This is a genomic window from Sphingomonas sp. S2-65 (assembly GCF_021513175.1).
GTDB lineage: Bacteria > Pseudomonadota > Alphaproteobacteria > Sphingomonadales > Sphingomonadaceae > Sphingomonas.
In genome coordinates this window covers 315,071-330,796 of sequence record NZ_CP090953.1, presented here as the reverse complement: position 1 = coordinate 330,796, position 15,726 = coordinate 315,071, and the positions used below count along the sequence as shown (strand labels likewise).

Here is a 15,726-nt window from a genome sequence, read left to right as displayed (position 1 = left end):
GGACTAAAGCGTACCGGATATTCGGTAAAGGGCCAGCGCCGCGCAAATCGGCAGTACGGGAAGTTCAAAAAAGGCTTTGGCGCGGCCGCAAACCGGCTAAGCTGACCCGCGATGAGCGCACCAGAAACTGTCGGGCCGGAGACGCTCGGGGAAGCAACCGGCACAAGACGTTTCCGGGCCCGGCGCGATGCCATTCTGGCCGCCGCCGCGGACGCGATCAACGAACAAAGCGCCAAGGGCATGACCTTTGCCGACGTCGCGCGACGCGTGGGCCTCAACACGACCTCGGTAACCTATTATTTCAAGCGCAAGGAAGACCTTGCCGCCGCGGCGTTCGAGCACACGCTCGCCCGGCTCGACGCCATGCTCGATGCCGCGCTGGAGGCACCGACGCCGCAAGCGCGTGTCGCCCGGTATTTGAACATCAACATGGAACGGCTCGCGCGGATCGGGCGCGGCGAGGAGAAGGCGTTCGCCATCCTCTCGGACCTTCGCGCGATGGAGGAGCCGCTGAAGAGCCGGCTGCTTACGGGCTGGCGCAACATCTTCCGCAAGGCGCGCAGCATCTGGGGTGCCGGACGCAACCGCGCCGAGACCGACCTGTTCGGCGCCCGCGCCCACGTACTTCTGGAGAACACCTTCTGGCTTCCCGCCTGGATCGACCGCTACGAGCTCGACGAGTATCCGCGCGTCGAGGCGCGCCTGATGGAAGTGTTCCGCCATGGCATCGCCGCGCCCGGCCAGCCCTGGGAGCCGCAGCTCCTCGACCTGGTCCACCAGGAGCCCGAGCCCGGCCGCGAAGCCTTCCTGCTCGCCGCCACGCGGCTGATCAACGAACTCGGCTATCGCGGCGCCTCGGTCCAGCGCATCGCCTCGGAGCTCAACGTCACCAAGGGCAGCTTCTACCACCATCTCGATGCCAAGGATGAGCTCGTCGTCGCCTGCTACCAGCGCAGCTTCGACATCATCGTCGAGACGCAGCGTCTGGCCGAGAGCCGCGCCGGCAATCAGTGGGAACGCCTCGAAAGCGCGATCACCACGTTGCTCGACTATCAGTTTTCGGAACGGGGTCCGCTGCTGCGCACCACTGCCCTGTCGGGGCTTCCACCCGAGGCGCAAACGACGATGATCGACCGGTCGAACCGCATCGCCCGGCGCTTCGCCGGCATGCTGTCGGACGGCATTGCCGAGGGATCGATCCGCCCGATCGATCCGCTCGTCGCCAGCCAGGCATTGATGGCACTCCAGAATGCCGCCTTCGACATGCGCAAATGGGCGAGCACCATGCCGAGGCCGAAGGCGGTCGCCTTCTACGCCTCGACTCTGATGTTCGGCCTGTTCGACGATCGCCTGTTGAGCGCCTGATCGCTCAGTTCTGCTGGTGCGGCCGCTCGGCGGGCCAGGGCTGCTCGAGGTCGTTCCCGCTGACGATGACGCGGCCGGTGTCGTTGTACCGCGCCAGCGCCCGTGCTGCCGCATGCTCGATGTCGTTGGTGAACTGCTGAAAAATGGCGATCGCGTCACCCGATGGGATGCGCGCGCTCAACGCCTCCAGCACGTCATACTGGACCGCGAAGTCATAGCGTTCGCCACTGGCCTCGCCGGCGAAGTCGACCTGCCGGTCGTCGATATTGTCCAGCAGGGTATTGGTGTCGATCGTGACCCGGTCCTCGGCCATATGCTGCGTCTCCCTCTGCGCGTGGTGCGCTTCGGCTTGATAATCGCAGCAACACCCCCGGATGTTCCTCGAAGGCGAAAAGCCCGCGGCTCCCGCCGCGGGCCCTCGTCATGCGGAATTGGGACGACGGTTCAGAACCGCGAGCGCAACGTCACGCCATAGGTGCGCGGTTCGGACAGATAGGCGGAAAAGATCTGCGATCCCCCAGGATAGCCCGGCGTCGGCGTGGTGCTCACCGCCTGGAAGGGCGAGCTGAAACCGACCTGCATATAGTTGGTGTTCAGCAGGTTCTGCCCCCACAGCTCGATCGACCAGAGCTGGTTATCGCCGCTGATGCCGATGCGTCCGTTGACGATTACGAAGCCATCCTGCTCCTTCTGCGGAAACAGGTCGGAGCCGGTGTTGTAGTCGCTGGTCATCCGCGCATCGACATAGGCCAGGCCGCGCATGCTGCCGCCAAGCGAAGGTGTCCAGGCGACCGAACTGGTCACCACCCATTCCGGCGCGTTGGACATCTGGTCGCCCGGCAACAGCCGAAGCTGCGGATCGAGCGGAGCGCCGGTCTTGCTGCCCACCAGATTGTCGGCAAAGCGGGTATCGGCATAGGTCACGCCGAAGTTCGTGCGCAGGTCGCGCGACGGCGACATGCCGAACTCCACTTCGATTCCCTTGGAAATCACCCCCGGCTTGATGTCGCCCGCGCAGCTTCCGGTGGCCGGGCTCAGGTCGCGGTCCAGCCCGCCCAGATCGTCGCTGCACCCGTTGATGTTCTGGACGATGTAGACAGTGCCGTTGAACGTGTTCAGCTGGAAATTGCTGAATTCCTGCCGGAACGCGGCGATGTTGATGTTGAAGTGCGGCCGGGTGAACTTGATCCCCAGTTCATACGCATTGACCGTCTCTTCGTCGAACTGCAGCACGTCTTCATAGAAGTCGGCATTGGCCGGCGTGGCTGGGAAAATCGGGAATGGCTGGGTCGCCACCGGATTGCGGAACGCCGACCGATCCAGGTTGAAGCCGCCTGCCTTGTAGCCGCGCGAATAGCTGCCGTAGAGTAGCAGGTCGTCGGTCGGCTTGTACGACAGGATCGCCGTGCCGGTGAACCGGTCCTCCTTGCGCTGGTCGTCCAGCGTCAGGCCATTCACCCCCGAAGAGGATCCGCCCTGGCACGCCAGCGAGATGATCCCGCCGATCAACGCTTGCGACGCAGCAAGATAGGGCAGCAAAGTACGCTGCGCGGTGGGGCACACCGTATTGGTGTTGTTGAAGTCCGCACCAAGCGTCTTGGTTTCGTTGGTGTAGCGCAGCCCAAGAGTCAGGTCGAGGCGATCGGTGAGATGCACGATGTTGTGCGTGAAGAACGCGAAGTTCTCGCTGGTCTGATTGAAGTTGGCGGTGTCGTCACCGACGTCGCGCACCGTATCGAGCAGCCGCAGCCCTGCCACCGCCACGGGTCCGAGCGGACCAAGCGGAGAGAGCCCCGAGTTCAACCCCGCCACCGTGGCCGGGCTGAGGCAGCCGACATTGGTGGGTGAGATCGCCCCGAGCGCCGACAAGGCGATCCGGCAGCTGGCGAAGCGGCCATAATCGTTGCCGAACTTCAGCTCCTGCCGCGTTTGCAGCTTTTCGTTCGCGTAATAGCCGCCGACCAGCCAATCCAGTCTGTCTCCGAATGCGTTGCCTTGCAGCCGGAGCTCCTGCGAGAACGTCCGGAATTCGCGGCCGGTATCCGGCCCGAAATAGAGTATGTCGGCCAGCCCGTAATCCGCGTCCGACGCCTGATACGCGCTGTACTTGCGATAGGCGGTGATCGACGTCAGCGAAGCGCCGCCCAGCTTCCAGTTGATCTCGCCGGAAAAGCCATAATCCTCGGTTTCGCCTCCATAGCTGCGGTTGGGCGACACCGCGACACGGCGCGAATAGGCGTCGTTCGCCGCCGGGAAATACTGGGCGAAGGTCGTGCCGGTGATGCCGGTCAGCACCCGCGCGACCGAACTTGTCGGGGTGATCAGCCCCTGGTTGGCCGGCGCTACGTCCGCGGTCGCGAACACGGCTGCACAGCAATCCTCCTTGCGGTGGCTGTAATCGGCGATCAGCCGGACTGACAGATCGGAACTCGGCTCGAACAGCAGCTGCCCGCGGACCAGATAACGGTCGCGGTCGTTGAAGCGGTCGCCGGTATTCACATCCTTCAGATAGCCGTCGCGCTTGGCGTAGAGGCCGTCCAGGCGGAATGCGAGCTGGTCGGTCAGCGGACCGGTCACCGCGCCCTGGAAACGCCAGAAGTCGTAATTGCCATAGGTCGCCTCCGCCATCCCGCCAAAGGTGAAGGACGGCCCCTTGGTGACAATGTTCAGCAGCCCGGCCGATGCATTGCGCCCGAACAGCGTGCCCTGCGGGCCGCGCAGGATCTCGACTCGCTCGATTTCCCCCAAATCGTTGAGCCCAAGGCCGGTACGCGAGCGGTACACGCCGTCGATAAAGGTCGCGACCGAGCTTTCGAGCCCCGGATTGTCGCCTACGGTGCCGACGCCGCGGATACGCGCCGAGGCATTGGCCTCGTTCCCGGTGGAGGAAACGAGCAGCGAGGGCGCCACCTGGTTCAGCTGGCGGATGTCGGTCGCCCCCGTCCGCTCCAATTGCTCCGACGTGACCGCTGACACAGCCAGCGGGACGTCGGACAGGGCCTGGACACGCCCCTGCGCGGTGACCACTATCTCTTCATTGTCCCCGTCATCGCCTTGAGAGGAAACTGCGGCCTGCTCGAGCGGATCGGTACCCGCGGTCTGAACGTCGCTGCTGTCCTGGGCATAAGCCGGCGCTGCCGAAGCCATGATCATGGCCGACACTGCGCAGGCCGACAAAAGGCGTAGCCGCATCATCTTTCCTCTCCCTGTTGGCTGGAACACTTGCCGGTTCCATACCCTACCCTCGAATAACACTATGTTGAGGGATCGTCGTCAAGCGAAACAAGCGCTCCGGCCCAGAGTGGCGCGCGCATCGCCAAGCCAATCCCCACGATCGGGCCACAGAACCTTTATTTCGAAATGTTGCTCGCCCGTCGGCACGCGGGTCCGCCGCGCAGAGGAAGTTCGCGCATCACGATTGCGCAACGATCGCCGCTACCTATGTCCGGCCTTCCACGACGCCGGAGACCGTTGCGATGATCGAGCTTTATTACTGGCCCACTCCCAATGGCCACAAGATCACTCTCTTTCTCGAAGAAGCGGGGCTCAACTATAAGCTCAAGCCGGTGAACATCGGCACCGGCGAGCAGTTCGACCCGGCGTTCCTTGCATTCTCGCCCAACAACCGCATGCCCGCTATCATCGACCGCACGCCGCAGGATGGCGGCGATCCGATCACCGTTTTCGAAAGCGGCGCGATCCTGATCTATCTCGCCAACAAGACCGGCCGCTTCTTCGGCCCGGACGAGCGCGCCAAGGTCGATCAGCTGCAATGGCTGATGTGGCAGATGGGTGGCCTCGGGCCGATGGCGGGCCAGAACGGCCACTTCAACATCTACGCGCCCGAGAAGATCGCCTACGCCATCGACCGCTACACCAACGAGACCAACCGGCTGTACGGAGTGCTCGACCGGCGGCTGGAAGGCCGCGAGTTCATCGCCGGCGACTATTCGATCGCCGACATGGCCTGCTATCCCTGGATCGTGCCCCACGAAGCGCACAAGCAGAACCTCGACGACTTCCCCAACATCAAGCGCTGGTTCCAGGCGATCAAGGCGCGCCCCGCAACCGTCCGCGCCTATGCCAAGGGCGAGGAAATCCGCCCCTCCAATTCGCCGATGACCGACGCGCAAAAGAAGATCCTGTTCGGGCAGACCGCCGCCACAAAGGCCTGACGACGCCGCCAACCCTTGCGAGCCCTCTGGCAATCGCCACCGGGCTCGCTTAGCGGGAGCGCATGGGGCAAACGACATCAGCGGCCGAGGTTCTGCTCGGCAGCGACTTCGCGAACGTGGCAGATCTTATCCGGGCGCACGGGCGCGAGCGCCCCGATAAGCCGGCCATTGTCTGCGGCGACGAGCGCCTGAGCTATGCCGCGCTGGACCGGGGGGTCGACCGCGTCGCGGCGGCACTCCAGCGCGACGGTCTCGGCGCGGGCACTGCGGTCGTCATCCTCGGCAGCAATTCAGTCGCATTCGGGCTGATCTTCCTCGGCGCGCTCCGGGCAGGCTGCGTCCCCGCACCGCTCGCGACCTCGGCCACTCCCGATCAGCTTGCGGCGATGGTGCGCGACTGCGCCGCGCCGATCGCCTTCGTGGACGCGGAGTTCGCCACGCTGCCGCTGCCGGCGCGCACCCTCCGTCTCGACGCGCTCGATGCCTGGCTCGCGCCCAAGGATGCCCAGCCGCTCCCGGTGCCCGTGGGGCCCGAGCACCCGTTCAACATCATCTATTCCTCGGGCACCACCGGCACGCCCAAGGGCATCGTCCAGCCGCATGCGATGCGCTGGTTCCACATCGCCCGCGCCCCCGCCGGCTTCGACAGCGCCGTCACGCTGGTGGCGACGCCGCTCTATTCGAACACCACCCTGGTCAGCTTCCTGCCAACGCTTGGCTGGGGCGGCACGGTGGTGCTGATGCCCAGGTTCGATGCGCGCGAGTTCCTCGTCCAGGCCGAGCGCCACCGCGCCACCGTCGCCATGCTCGTGCCCGTGCAATACCAGAGGATCCTGGCACTCCCCGATTTCGACCGCTTCGACCTGTCGAGCTTCCGGCTCAAGACCTGTTCGAGCGCGCCCTGCCCCGCCACGCTGAAGGCAGACATCCTCGCGCGCTGGCCGGGACTGCTCGTCGAATATTACGGGATGAGCGAAGGCGGCGGCACCACCATCCTGGTCTGCAACGCCCACCCCGCCAAGCTCCACACCGTCGGCACGCCGCTGCCGGGACACGACATCCGCATCATCGACGACGAAGGACGCGAATTGCCGCCCGGCGACATCGGCGAAGTGGTCGGCCGATCCGCGGCGATGATGACCGGCTATCACGGCCGGGAGGAGGTGGGCGCCGCCGCCTTCTGGCACGATGCGGAAGGCCGCCCGTTCATCCGCCACGGCGATCTCGGCCGCTTCGATGAAGACGGCTTTCTGACGCTGGTCGACCGCAAGAAGGACCTGATCATCTCGGGCGGCTTCAACGTCTTCCCGTCCGATCTCGAGGCCGTGCTGGTCCAGCATCCGCAAGTCGAGGACTGCGCCGTCATCGGCGTACCGTCCGAGCGCTGGGGCGAAACGCCGGCCGGGTTCTTCGTCGGCGCCGCGGACCCGGACGAGCTCCTCGCCTGGTGCAACGCCCGGCTCGGCAAGACCCAGCGCCTGTCCCGACTGCATCCGATCGCCGACATACCGCGCAACGCCCTCGGCAAGATCCTGAAGCGCGCGCTACGCGGCCACTTCACCGCCTAGGGTCGCACCGCGACAAGTTGCGACAGTTTCGTGCCGTGTCCGACAAAGGCTTGCGACACGCCGGGTCCAGAAGTGCATCAACCGCGGAAAGCCTCCCGCGGATCGTGCACAGGAGTTCCGCGACCATGAAGAAGGCCATCCTTGCCACCCTGCTCGGCGCGACGCTGCTCGGCAGCCCCGCTTATGCCGCGGTTCAGCAGGCCCCCGGACGCGGCGGACCGATGATGCAGGCCGATGCGAACCATGACGGCATCCTCACTCGTCAGGAGGCGCTCGCCGCCGCGGACGCGCGCTTCGCCAAGCTCGACACCAACAAGGACGGCCAGCTCAGCCGCGAGGAGCATCGCGCCACCAAACGCCACCACGGCGGCACGTACAAGCGCGGCGGCGCCGACGACGCCAAGCGTGCCGGCTTCCACCAGCGGATGCTCGACCGCTTCGATGCTGACAAGGACGGCACGCTGTCGGACGCCGAACGCCAGGCGGCGCGTCAGGTGTGGCAGGCAAAGCGCTCCGCCGGCGGCTCGCCCGACGGCCGAGGAATGAAGCCACGCGCCGACACCGACGGCAACGGCTCGGTCAGCCTGGCCGAAGCACGGACGATCGCCACCGCCCGCTTTGATCGGATCGACTCCAACCACGACGGCAGGATCGACAAGGCCGAACGCGAGGCGGCACACGCCAAGCACAAGGCGATGCGCGGCCACGGACGCCATCACGGTGTTCCCGCTCCGGCCCCCCGCTAAGCGCGTGCCGGGCCGCTGCTGCAGCGCCCCGGCACTTCCCTTCACTCAGTGAGTTGTTACGGTGACATCATGTCCGAAATGCCGCATCTCCTCCTCGTCGACGACGAGCGCTCGATCCGGGAACCCCTTGCCCAATATCTGACGAAGCAGGGCTTCCGCGTGACTCAGGCTGGCGACGCCGAGGGTGCCCGGGCGCGCATGACGGCCTATGCGATCGACTTGGTGGTGCTCGACATCATGATGCCGGGCGAGGACGGATTGTCGCTCTGCCGCCATATCCGCGAGACCAGCGACACGCCGGTCATCCTGCTCACCGCCCGGGCGGAGGAGACCGACCGCATCGTCGGACTGGAGATGGGCGCCGACGATTATGTGGTGAAGCCGTTCAGCCCGCGCGAACTCGCCGCTCGGATCAAAGTCGTGCTTCGCCGCATCCAGGCCGGCGGCACCAAGCAGCATGCGCCGGAAGCGGGCAGCTTCGCATTCGCCGGCTGGGTGCTGAAGGCCGGCGAGCGGACGCTGGTGGACCGCGAAGGCGTATCCGTGCCGCTGTCGACCGGCGAGTACAGCCTGCTCCACGCGCTCGTCACCCGGCCGCGCCAGGTGCTCACTCGCGACCAGCTACTCGATCTCACCCAAGGCCGCGAGGCCGCGGCGTTCGACCGCGCGATCGACAACCAGGTTAGCCGCCTGCGCAAGAAGATCGAGCCGGACGCCAAGAACCCGACGATCATCAAGACCGTCTGGGGCGGCGGCTACACGCTTGCCGCCGAAGTTACCCGCCTTTGAGGCGCCTGCTCCCCAAGAGTCTGGCGGGCCAGATGGCGCTGCTCGTCGCGCTGGCGCTGTTCGTCGCCCAGGCGATCAACTTCGCCATGCTGCTGCGGGAGCGTCGTGCCTTCCGCTACGGTCAGGTCATCGTCCCCGCCGTGACGCGGCTGGTCGACACCAGCGAGCGCCTGGCCAACCCGGCACAGCCCGAGCGGCCGCGCGGCCGGCACGACGGCGATGCTCCGCAAGGCGGCTCGCGCGTCCAGGTGTCAGCAGCCAATCCGATCCCCGGGGGCGAACGGCGCAGCGACCTTGAGGCAGATTTCCGCCAAAGCCTTCAGGACGCCGGCATCCGCCCGCTCCAGGTGGTCGTCACCACCGAACGTATCGGGCCGGATCACCCGCTTCCCGGCATGCCGGCCAACCGCGCGGAGCGCCTGCGCCGCGCCGGCGGCGAATTGCGCGTCGCCGTCGAGCTGCCGGGCCACCGCTGGCTGTCGCTACGATCGGGCTGGCCCCGGATGGAGCGCGGACTCATCTGGCAGCTCGCCGGCCAGACGCTGATCCTCTACATCGTCGTCCTGATCCCGCTGCTGCTCGCCGGCCGCCGCATCGCTCGCCCGCTACGCACCCTCGCGCTCGCCGCGCGCAGCTTCCGTCCGGGCAACGGCGACCCCCCTCTCGAGGAAAGCGGCCCCAGCGACGTCCGCGCGGTGATCGGCGCCTATAATCATCTCAGCCGCCGCGTGACGGCGATGCTCGACGAGAAAGACCGGATGCTCGGTGCGATCGGCCACGACCTGCGCACGCCGCTGGCGGCGCTACGCGTACGGATCGAGTCGGTAGAGGACGACGACGACCGCAACCGCATGGCCGACACGATCGACGAGATGAACCGCACGCTGGAAGATATCCTGTCGCTCGCGCGCCTCGGCCGCCCCAGCGAGCCGCCCACCGATGTCGACCTCTCAGCGCTGATCGACGCGGTGGTAGAGGACTTTCGCGACCTGGATCACGATGTGCAGTTCGAGGAGGCGCCGCGGCTGCGCATGCATCTCCGTTCCGCGTTGATGCGGCGCGCCGTCCGCAACCTGATCGAGAACGCCGTCAAATATGCCGGCGGTGCCGAGGTCCGGCTGGTGCCGGCATCCGAGCAGGTCCGCATCGAAGTCGCCGATCGCGGCCCCGGCATCCCCGACGACAAGCTCGCCGCGGTGTTCGCCCCATTCACGCGCCTCGAGACGTCCCGCAACCGCGACACGGGCGGGATCGGCCTCGGCCTCGCGCTCGCCAACGCCATCGTCAGCGATGCCGGCGGAACGATCACCCTCGCCAACCGCGAGGGCGGAGGACTGCTCGCGACGATCACCCTGCCGCGCACCACGGGATAGTTGGACAACGTCGTCGCTGCTGTTGTGGAAGGGTGAAATAGCGCGCCTGGGGCCGATAACGGTCGGCCTTGCAGGCGGTCAGGCCGCGGTGATGCTCTTCGCCACGGCCTCGGCCACTTTGATCCCGTCTATCGCCGCCGAGAGGATGCCGCCGGCATAGCCGGCACCTTCTCCGGCCGGGAACAGCCGTTCGACGTTCAGGCTCTGGAAGTCGGCGCCGCGCGTGATCCGGATCGGGGACGATGTCCGCGTTTCCACCCCTGTCATTACCGCTTCGGGGTGGTCGTAACGCGCGATCTGCCGACCGAACGCCGGCAGTGCCTCGCGGAACGACTCCAGCACGAATTCGGGCAGGCAGGTGGACAGGTCGGTCGGCGTGACTCCAGGCTTGTAGGAAGGAACAACCTCGCCCAGCGCAGTCGAAGGCCGCCCCGCGAGGAAATCGCCGACCGTCTGCGCGGGCGCATGATAGTTCGATCCCCCCGCAACGAAGGCAAGCGACTCCCAATGCCGCTGCAAGTCGATGCCGGCCAGCGGCCCTTCCGGATAATCGCGTGCCGGATCGATCCCGACCACCAGTCCCGAATTCGCGTTGAACTCGGCACGTGAATATTGGCTCATGCCGTTGGTGACCACGCGCCCTTCCTCCGACGTCGCCGCTACCACCCGCCCGCCTGGGCACATGCAGAAGCTGTAGACGGTGCGTCCATTCTCACAGTGATGCGCCAGGCTGTAGGCCGCAGCACCCAAATCGGGGTGCTTCGCGCATTTTCCGAAGCGCGCCTGATCCACCCAGCTCTGCGGATGCTCGATCCGAACCCCGATCGAGAACGGCTTGGCCTCGATATGCACACCGCGCTGATGCAGCATCTCGAACGTCGGCCGGGCGCTATGGCCCACCGCCAAAACGACATGATCGGCTTCCAGGAAGCTGCCGTCGTGCAAATGCAGGCCGCGCAGCTTCTGCCGCCCATCCGCAAGCCGATCCAGCGCCAGATCATCGACGCGCGTCTGCCAGCGATACTCGCCGCCCAGCGCTTCGATCGTGCGCCGCATGCTCTCGACCATCGTGACCAGGCGAAAGGTCCCGATATGCGGATGCGCTTCCCACAGGATGTCGTCGGGCGCACCGGCCGTGACGAACTCCTCAAGCACCTTGCGGCCCAGGAAGCGCGGGTCCTTGACCCGGCAATAGAGCTTGCCGTCGGAAAAGGTCCCCGCCCCGCCCTCACCGAACTGCACGTTGGAGTCCGGATTAAGCTCGGATTTGCGCCAAAGTCCCCAAGTGTCCTTGGTTCGCTCGCGAACGATCTTGCCGCGGTCCAGGATGATCGGGCGAAAGCCCATTTGCGCCAGGATCAACCCGGCGAACAAACCGCACGGCCCCGCCCCGATCACCACCGGCCGCGGTCCGCTCCAGCCCTGCGGCGCCTGCGCGACGAAACGGTACGCCATATCCGGCGTGGCCCGCACGTCCTTGTCGTTCGCCAGCCGCTCGAGCACCGCGGCCTCGTCGGCGAGCGTCACATCGAGCGTATAGACCAGCTGGATCGCGTTCTTCCGCCGCGCATCGTTGCCGCGCTTGAACACGCGATACTCGCGTACCGCTTCCGGTTCGACGCCGAGCCGCTTGGCGATCGCAGCCGGGATCGCCTCGGGCGCGTGGTCGAGCGGCAGGGCAAGTCCGGACAGGCGAAGCATGAAACTACTCGGAGTGGAGGAAGCGCTTGAAGTAGGGGCCGCGGCCCAAAAGAGAAAGGCCGAGGCAAAGCCCCGGCCTTTCAGCTTCACCGCAAGGAAGCGATCGTCAGCCGACGATCTCTTCGGGCTTGAAGAAGAAGTTGATCTCGATCTCGGCATTCTCTTCCGAGTCCGATCCGTGCACCGAATTGGCTTCGATCGACTCGGCCAGTTCCTTGCGGATCGTGCCGGCGTCGGCGTTGGCCGGGTTGGTGGCGCCCATGATGTCGCGGTTGCGCTGCACGGCGTTCTCGCCCTCGAGCACCTGCACGACGACCGGGCCGGAGATCATGAATTCGACCAGGTCGTTGAAGAACGGGCGTTCGCGGTGAACGCCGTAAAAGCCCTCAGCCTGCTCGCGGCTCATCTGGATGCGCTTGGAAGCGACGACGCGCAGACCGGCCTCCTCGAGCATCTTGGTGACCGCACCGGTGATGTTGCGACGCGTGGCGTCGGGCTTGATGATCGAAAAGGTCCGGGTCGCGGCCATGGCCGTGCGGCTCCTGCTACAAATTGTGGAAAAGTCGCGGCTCTCTAGTCGCCACGCTTTCACGATGCAAGCGGTGCACGCGAACGCGATCAACGCCGCTTCTTACGGGACGATCCGTAGGTTCACGGCATTGAAGGGTTAACGCTCCCGCGCTAGCCCAGCGGACGACAGGCCGGGGAGGGCTATGATGATCGAATTCTTCATCTTTATGTACGCTACGCTCGGCATCTTCGTCGTGGCCGCGATGCAGCGCAACCAGCGCCGTCAGCGTCCGACGCCGCAGATGATGACCATGGTCGGATGGGGCCTGTTCTCGCTCTCCTCTACGCTCGCGATGCTGCTCGGTGCGGTCGCCGTGGCGATGGCGCTTGGGCTGCAGCCGCAGCTGCCCCCCGGCTTCGACGCGCCGCTCTTCTAAGCGCGTGCCGCTGTACCAAATCGGCGGCTCGGCGCCCTCGCTGGCCGCAGACGCCTGGGTCGCCCCCAGTGCCGACTTGATCGGCGACGTCCGGCTCGCCGGGTTGGTCAGCGTCTGGTTCGGTGCGGTGATCCGCGCCGACAACACGCCGATCCTGATCGGCGCCCGCTCCAACATCCAGGAGGGAGCGATGCTGCACTCGGATCCCGGCGCGCGGTGCACCGTCGGCGAAGACGTGACGGTCGGCCACCACGCCATCCTGCATGGATGCACCATCGGCAATCGAACGCTGATCGGCATGGGCGCGACGATCCTCAACCGCGCGGTGATCGGCGACGACTGCCTCGTGGGTGCTGGCGCACTCGTCACCGAAGGCAAGACCTTCCCGGCCGGCCACTTGATCGTCGGCTCGCCGGCGCGCGCGGTTCGCCCGCTCGATGACGCGCAAAAGTCGCTGCTAAGGGCCAGCGCGGCGCTTTATGCCGCCAAACAACGCGAATATGCCGTCGGTTTGACTCGAGTCGGCTGACACGCTCGCGGCGCTGCCGTAGCGTCCGGGGCGTCAGGATAGACAGCCTCTCGGGTTGCGCTAGAACTCCGACATGGCCCTTCCCCCGCTGTTCGACCGCCTCCGGCTCCCCGTCATCGGCTCGCCGCTGTTCATCATCTCGGTGCCCGAGTTGGTGATCGCCCAATGCAAGGCCGGAATTGTCGGCTCTTTCCCGGCACTTAACGCGCGGCCGCAGAGCCAGCTCGACGAGTGGCTTCACCGCATCACCGAAGAACTCGCCGCCTGGGACCGCGACCATCCCGACGCCCCCGCGGCACCCTTTGCCGTCAACCAGATAGTCCACCGCTCGAACGAACGCCTCGAACAGGACGTCGCTACCTGCGCCAAGTGGAAAGTGCCGATCGTCATCACCTCCCTCGGCGCGCGCCCCGAACTCAACGACGCGGTACACAGCTGGGGCGGCATCACCCTCCATGACGTGATCGATGATCGCTTCGCGCACAAGGCAGTCGAAAAGGGCGCCGACGGTCTCATCCTGGTCGCGACCGGCGCCGGCGGCCATGCCGGGCGGCTCAACCCCTTCCCGCTGGTCCAGGAGGTCCGCGACTGGTTCGACGGGCCCCTGATCCTCTCGGGTGCAATCGCCACCGGGCGCGCCATCCTCGCCGCGCAGGTGCTCGGCGCCGACCTCGCTTATATCGGCTCCCCCTTCATCGCGACGGAAGAGGCGAACGCAATCGCTGCCTACAAGCAGGGGATCGTCGACGGTCGCGCGGGTGACATCGTCTACTCCAACCTCTTCACCGGCGTGCACGGCAACTATCTCCGCGCCTCGATCGAGGCGGCCGGGCTCGACCCCGACAATCTTCCGGAAAGCGATCCTACCGCCATGAACTTTGGCGGGGCCAAGGCCTGGAAAGACATTTGGGGATCGGGTCAGGGTATCGGCGCGGTTACAGCGATCGAACCTGCAACCGTGCGCATCGACCGCCTGAAGGCAGAATATGCCGCGGCGCGGGCGGCCCTCGCCTGATCCGTCCCTGCGCCGCGCTCAGAACGACGCGGCGAGCCGCTGGATCATGGTGCGTGCGGGACTGACGACTGCAGGCCGCTCCTCCAGCGACTGGTCAAGCCGCGCCACCCGCCCGTACAGCGTCACGCTCGTCCGGATGATCGCCGCCGCCTGCGCGGGCATCACCGACAACGTGTCGGGATCGGAGTCGGGTGCTTCGCCCAGTCGCCGCGAGGGCGACAGGGCGTCCCGCTGCGTGATCTCCCCCGCCTCCACTGCCCGCTGCGTGAGCAACCAGGCGATGATGTGCATGAGCCGCGTCGTCACCTTGAGCGACTCGCACGAGAACGCGACCCGGTTCAGCGCCTCGAGTTCCTGACGCTCGCCACGGCCGACAAGGTCGAAATATCCGCGCGCTTCGTCCGCCAGGAGCATCGCCTCGGTATACAGCGAGTCGACCAGCCGGCGATGGATCAGGGAAGCGCTGTGCCGTGTCATCGACGATTCGATGCCACAGCCGCTTGCCTAACAAAATGCTTAATCTCGCGGAGCCGTCTCGATGCGGAGCATCATGCAATGATGTCCGGAACCAGCTGATCCTCCAGCACCGACATCTCGTCGCGTAGCTTCAGCTTGCGCTTCTTCAGCCGGGCGATCTGCAACTGATCGGCAGCTCCGGTTGCGAGAAGGGCTCCGATAGCCGCGTCCATGTCGCGATGCTCGTATCGCAGCGCCTCGAGTCGCTGGTGAATCTCGCCTGTTTCCATGTCGCCCCCGGTCCGCTTCCTGCACCAAGGGCCTTCGCATCGCAACGGACCATCGCGGCAGATCGGCAAGCCGTCGATTGCGGCTCTCTCGGAGCGAGACAAAGGGATCGAAAGCTGATGTAATCCATTCCCCCAGCGACCTTGAAGCAGGAGAACTTCCCATGCAAAATGCGCATCAGTCGGCTCTTTCGGCCAAGCACACGAAGCTGGATCAGCAGATCAGCAGCGAGTCGCAGCGGCCCATGCCCGACCAGATCCTGATTGCGCAGCTCAAGAAGGAGAAACTTCGGCTCAAGGAAGAGATCGCGCGCTAGTCGAAGCCGCGCTCCCAGGGTGCAGTCAGTGCGGCTGCACCCGCCTCGCTCACGACAGAGCTCAACAAAAACTCAGCGGCGCGACGGTATCGGCTTAACGTAGCTCGGCGTCGTCGTTCCTTTGCCGACCGGCTTGCGCGCGAGCAGCGGGTCGATCTCGCTTGCGAAGGCCACTCCTACGCGCCCATCGGTGGCCCAGGCGATGCGACCGCTGACCCAGCCGACTCCGCGCACTTCGATTTCCACCGGCGTGGTCGGCGCGATCTGAGCCGCGAATTCCGCCATCAGGCCACCCGACGACAGGTTGCGCACGCGCACCTGGTGCGTCTGATTATCCCCCGCCACACGGAACTGCGCCGTCAGCAACAGGCTGTCGCGCGCGCCGCTGCGCGGGACGGTGAAGTCCTCGGCGGAAAGCGCGCTTACGGAGTCGGAAGTAAACTGGTCCATCGGTGCTG

17 protein-coding genes are annotated in these 15,726 nt (G+C 66.0%); 10 read left to right on the top strand and 7 right to left on the bottom strand.

Annotated features, from left to right (window positions below):
• Positions 1 to 111: 111 nt before the first annotated feature.
• Positions 112 to 1,365 (top strand): TetR/AcrR family transcriptional regulator, encoded by a 1,254-nt coding sequence (locus LZ586_RS01710; protein ID WP_235077983.1) that lies wholly within the window; start codon positions 112 to 114, stop codon positions 1,363 to 1,365.
• Between the two features lie 4 nt (positions 1,366 to 1,369).
• Here the strand turns inward: LZ586_RS01710 and LZ586_RS01705 are convergent, their stop codons facing one another.
• On the bottom strand, positions 1,370 to 1,678 hold the full coding sequence (locus LZ586_RS01705) for a DUF1488 family protein (protein WP_235077982.1): 309 nt from the start codon (positions 1,676 to 1,678) through the stop codon (positions 1,370 to 1,372).
• A gap of 131 nt (positions 1,679 to 1,809) precedes the next feature.
• The gene (locus tag LZ586_RS01700; RefSeq protein ID WP_235077981.1) at positions 1,810 to 4,560 is read right to left on the bottom strand and encodes a TonB-dependent receptor; all 2,751 of its coding nucleotides are present in this window, start codon (positions 4,558 to 4,560) and stop codon (positions 1,810 to 1,812) included.
• Positions 4,561 to 4,841: 281 nt separating this feature from the next.
• Between LZ586_RS01700 and LZ586_RS01695 the strand changes: the two genes are divergently transcribed.
• From LZ586_RS01695 to LZ586_RS01675, 5 genes are all read left to right on the top strand, one after another.
• Positions 4,842 to 5,540 carry a glutathione binding-like protein gene (locus LZ586_RS01695; protein ID WP_235077980.1) on the top strand — a complete coding sequence of 233 codons (699 nt, stop codon included), beginning with the start codon at positions 4,842 to 4,844 and terminating at the stop codon, positions 5,538 to 5,540.
• A 62-nt stretch (positions 5,541 to 5,602) separates the two neighbouring features.
• Complete coding sequence (locus LZ586_RS01690) at positions 5,603 to 7,108, top strand: class I adenylate-forming enzyme family protein (protein WP_235077979.1); 1,506 nt, start codon at positions 5,603 to 5,605, stop codon at positions 7,106 to 7,108.
• Between the two features lie 125 nt (positions 7,109 to 7,233).
• Positions 7,234 to 7,854 carry an EF-hand domain-containing protein gene (locus tag LZ586_RS01685; RefSeq protein WP_235077978.1) on the top strand — a complete coding sequence of 207 codons (621 nt, stop codon included), beginning with the start codon at positions 7,234 to 7,236 and terminating at the stop codon, positions 7,852 to 7,854.
• 69 nt (positions 7,855 to 7,923) lie between these two features.
• Positions 7,924 to 8,643 carry a response regulator gene (locus LZ586_RS01680; protein ID WP_235077977.1) on the top strand — a complete coding sequence of 240 codons (720 nt, stop codon included), beginning with the start codon at positions 7,924 to 7,926 and terminating at the stop codon, positions 8,641 to 8,643.
• Between the two features lie 32 nt (positions 8,644 to 8,675).
• Positions 8,676 to 10,016 (top strand): sensor histidine kinase, encoded by a 1,341-nt coding sequence (locus LZ586_RS01675; RefSeq protein ID WP_235077976.1) that lies wholly within the window; start codon positions 8,676 to 8,678, stop codon positions 10,014 to 10,016.
• Positions 10,017 to 10,094: 78 nt separating this feature from the next.
• On the opposite strand, the gene LZ586_RS01670 is transcribed toward LZ586_RS01675, so the two are convergent.
• Positions 10,095 to 11,717 carry an NAD(P)/FAD-dependent oxidoreductase gene (locus tag LZ586_RS01670; protein WP_235077975.1) on the bottom strand — a complete coding sequence of 541 codons (1,623 nt, stop codon included), beginning with the start codon at positions 11,715 to 11,717 and terminating at the stop codon, positions 10,095 to 10,097.
• 106 nt (positions 11,718 to 11,823) lie between these two features.
• Positions 11,824 to 12,246 (bottom strand): nucleoside-diphosphate kinase, encoded by a 423-nt coding sequence (ndk, locus tag LZ586_RS01665; protein ID WP_231030051.1) that lies wholly within the window; start codon positions 12,244 to 12,246, stop codon positions 11,824 to 11,826.
• A 184-nt stretch (positions 12,247 to 12,430) separates the two neighbouring features.
• On the opposite strand from ndk, the gene LZ586_RS01660 reads away from it, so the two are divergent.
• The 3 genes from LZ586_RS01660 (at position 12,431) to LZ586_RS01650 (ending at position 14,208) form a co-directional block, all read left to right on the top strand.
• Positions 12,431 to 12,664: a hypothetical protein gene (locus LZ586_RS01660; RefSeq protein ID WP_235077974.1), complete on the top strand. Its 234-nt coding sequence runs from the start codon at positions 12,431 to 12,433 to the stop codon at positions 12,662 to 12,664.
• A 4-nt stretch (positions 12,665 to 12,668) separates the two neighbouring features.
• Complete coding sequence (locus tag LZ586_RS01655) at positions 12,669 to 13,193, top strand: gamma carbonic anhydrase family protein (RefSeq protein ID WP_235077973.1); 525 nt, start codon at positions 12,669 to 12,671, stop codon at positions 13,191 to 13,193.
• A gap of 73 nt (positions 13,194 to 13,266) precedes the next feature.
• Positions 13,267 to 14,208, top strand: coding sequence for an NAD(P)H-dependent flavin oxidoreductase (locus LZ586_RS01650; protein WP_235077972.1), 942 nt, complete (start codon positions 13,267 to 13,269; stop codon positions 14,206 to 14,208).
• A gap of 18 nt (positions 14,209 to 14,226) precedes the next feature.
• Here the strand turns inward: LZ586_RS01650 and LZ586_RS01645 are convergent, their stop codons facing one another.
• Positions 14,227 to 14,685: a DUF1465 family protein gene (locus LZ586_RS01645; RefSeq protein ID WP_235077971.1), complete on the bottom strand. Its 459-nt coding sequence runs from the start codon at positions 14,683 to 14,685 to the stop codon at positions 14,227 to 14,229.
• 71 nt (positions 14,686 to 14,756) lie between these two features.
• Positions 14,757 to 14,954, bottom strand: coding sequence for a YdcH family protein (locus tag LZ586_RS01640; protein ID WP_235077970.1), 198 nt, complete (start codon positions 14,952 to 14,954; stop codon positions 14,757 to 14,759).
• A 161-nt stretch (positions 14,955 to 15,115) separates the two neighbouring features.
• Between LZ586_RS01640 and LZ586_RS01635 the strand changes: the two genes are divergently transcribed.
• The gene (locus tag LZ586_RS01635) at positions 15,116 to 15,268 is read left to right on the top strand and encodes a YdcH family protein (protein ID WP_235077969.1); all 153 of its coding nucleotides are present in this window, start codon (positions 15,116 to 15,118) and stop codon (positions 15,266 to 15,268) included.
• 72 nt (positions 15,269 to 15,340) lie between these two features.
• On the opposite strand, the gene LZ586_RS01630 is transcribed toward LZ586_RS01635, so the two are convergent.
• Positions 15,341 to 15,718 (bottom strand): PilZ domain-containing protein, encoded by a 378-nt coding sequence (locus tag LZ586_RS01630; RefSeq protein WP_235077968.1) that lies wholly within the window; start codon positions 15,716 to 15,718, stop codon positions 15,341 to 15,343.
• Between the last annotated feature and the right edge of the window lie 8 nt (positions 15,719 to 15,726).

What these genes read in the sequence shown, in the direction of transcription:
- LZ586_RS01710 (WP_235077983.1), top strand. Translation starts at nt 112, where the DNA reads ATGAGCGCACCAGAAACTGTCGGGCCGGAGACGCTCGGGGAAGCAACC.
- LZ586_RS01705 (WP_235077982.1), bottom strand. Translation starts at nt 1,678, where the DNA reads ATGGCCGAGGACCGGGTCACGATCGACACCAATACCCTGCTGGACAAT.
- LZ586_RS01700 (WP_235077981.1), bottom strand. Translation starts at nt 4,560, where the DNA reads ATGATGCGGCTACGCCTTTTGTCGGCCTGCGCAGTGTCGGCCATGATC.
- LZ586_RS01695 (WP_235077980.1), top strand. Translation starts at nt 4,842, where the DNA reads ATGATCGAGCTTTATTACTGGCCCACTCCCAATGGCCACAAGATCACT.
- LZ586_RS01690 (WP_235077979.1), top strand. Translation starts at nt 5,603, where the DNA reads ATGGGGCAAACGACATCAGCGGCCGAGGTTCTGCTCGGCAGCGACTTC.
- LZ586_RS01685 (WP_235077978.1), top strand. Translation starts at nt 7,234, where the DNA reads ATGAAGAAGGCCATCCTTGCCACCCTGCTCGGCGCGACGCTGCTCGGC.
- LZ586_RS01680 (WP_235077977.1), top strand. Translation starts at nt 7,924, where the DNA reads ATGTCCGAAATGCCGCATCTCCTCCTCGTCGACGACGAGCGCTCGATC.
- LZ586_RS01675 (WP_235077976.1), top strand. Translation starts at nt 8,676, where the DNA reads ATGGCGCTGCTCGTCGCGCTGGCGCTGTTCGTCGCCCAGGCGATCAAC.
- LZ586_RS01670 (WP_235077975.1), bottom strand. Translation starts at nt 11,717, where the DNA reads ATGCTTCGCCTGTCCGGACTTGCCCTGCCGCTCGACCACGCGCCCGAG.
- ndk (WP_231030051.1), bottom strand. Translation starts at nt 12,246, where the DNA reads ATGGCCGCGACCCGGACCTTTTCGATCATCAAGCCCGACGCCACGCGT.
- LZ586_RS01660 (WP_235077974.1), top strand. Translation starts at nt 12,431, where the DNA reads ATGATGATCGAATTCTTCATCTTTATGTACGCTACGCTCGGCATCTTC.
- LZ586_RS01650 (WP_235077972.1), top strand. Translation starts at nt 13,267, where the DNA reads ATGGCCCTTCCCCCGCTGTTCGACCGCCTCCGGCTCCCCGTCATCGGC.
- LZ586_RS01645 (WP_235077971.1), bottom strand. Translation starts at nt 14,685, where the DNA reads ATGACACGGCACAGCGCTTCCCTGATCCATCGCCGGCTGGTCGACTCG.
- LZ586_RS01640 (WP_235077970.1), bottom strand. Translation starts at nt 14,954, where the DNA reads ATGGAAACAGGCGAGATTCACCAGCGACTCGAGGCGCTGCGATACGAG.
- LZ586_RS01635 (WP_235077969.1), top strand. Translation starts at nt 15,116, where the DNA reads ATGCAAAATGCGCATCAGTCGGCTCTTTCGGCCAAGCACACGAAGCTG.
- LZ586_RS01630 (WP_235077968.1), bottom strand. Translation starts at nt 15,718, where the DNA reads ATGGACCAGTTTACTTCCGACTCCGTAAGCGCGCTTTCCGCCGAGGAC.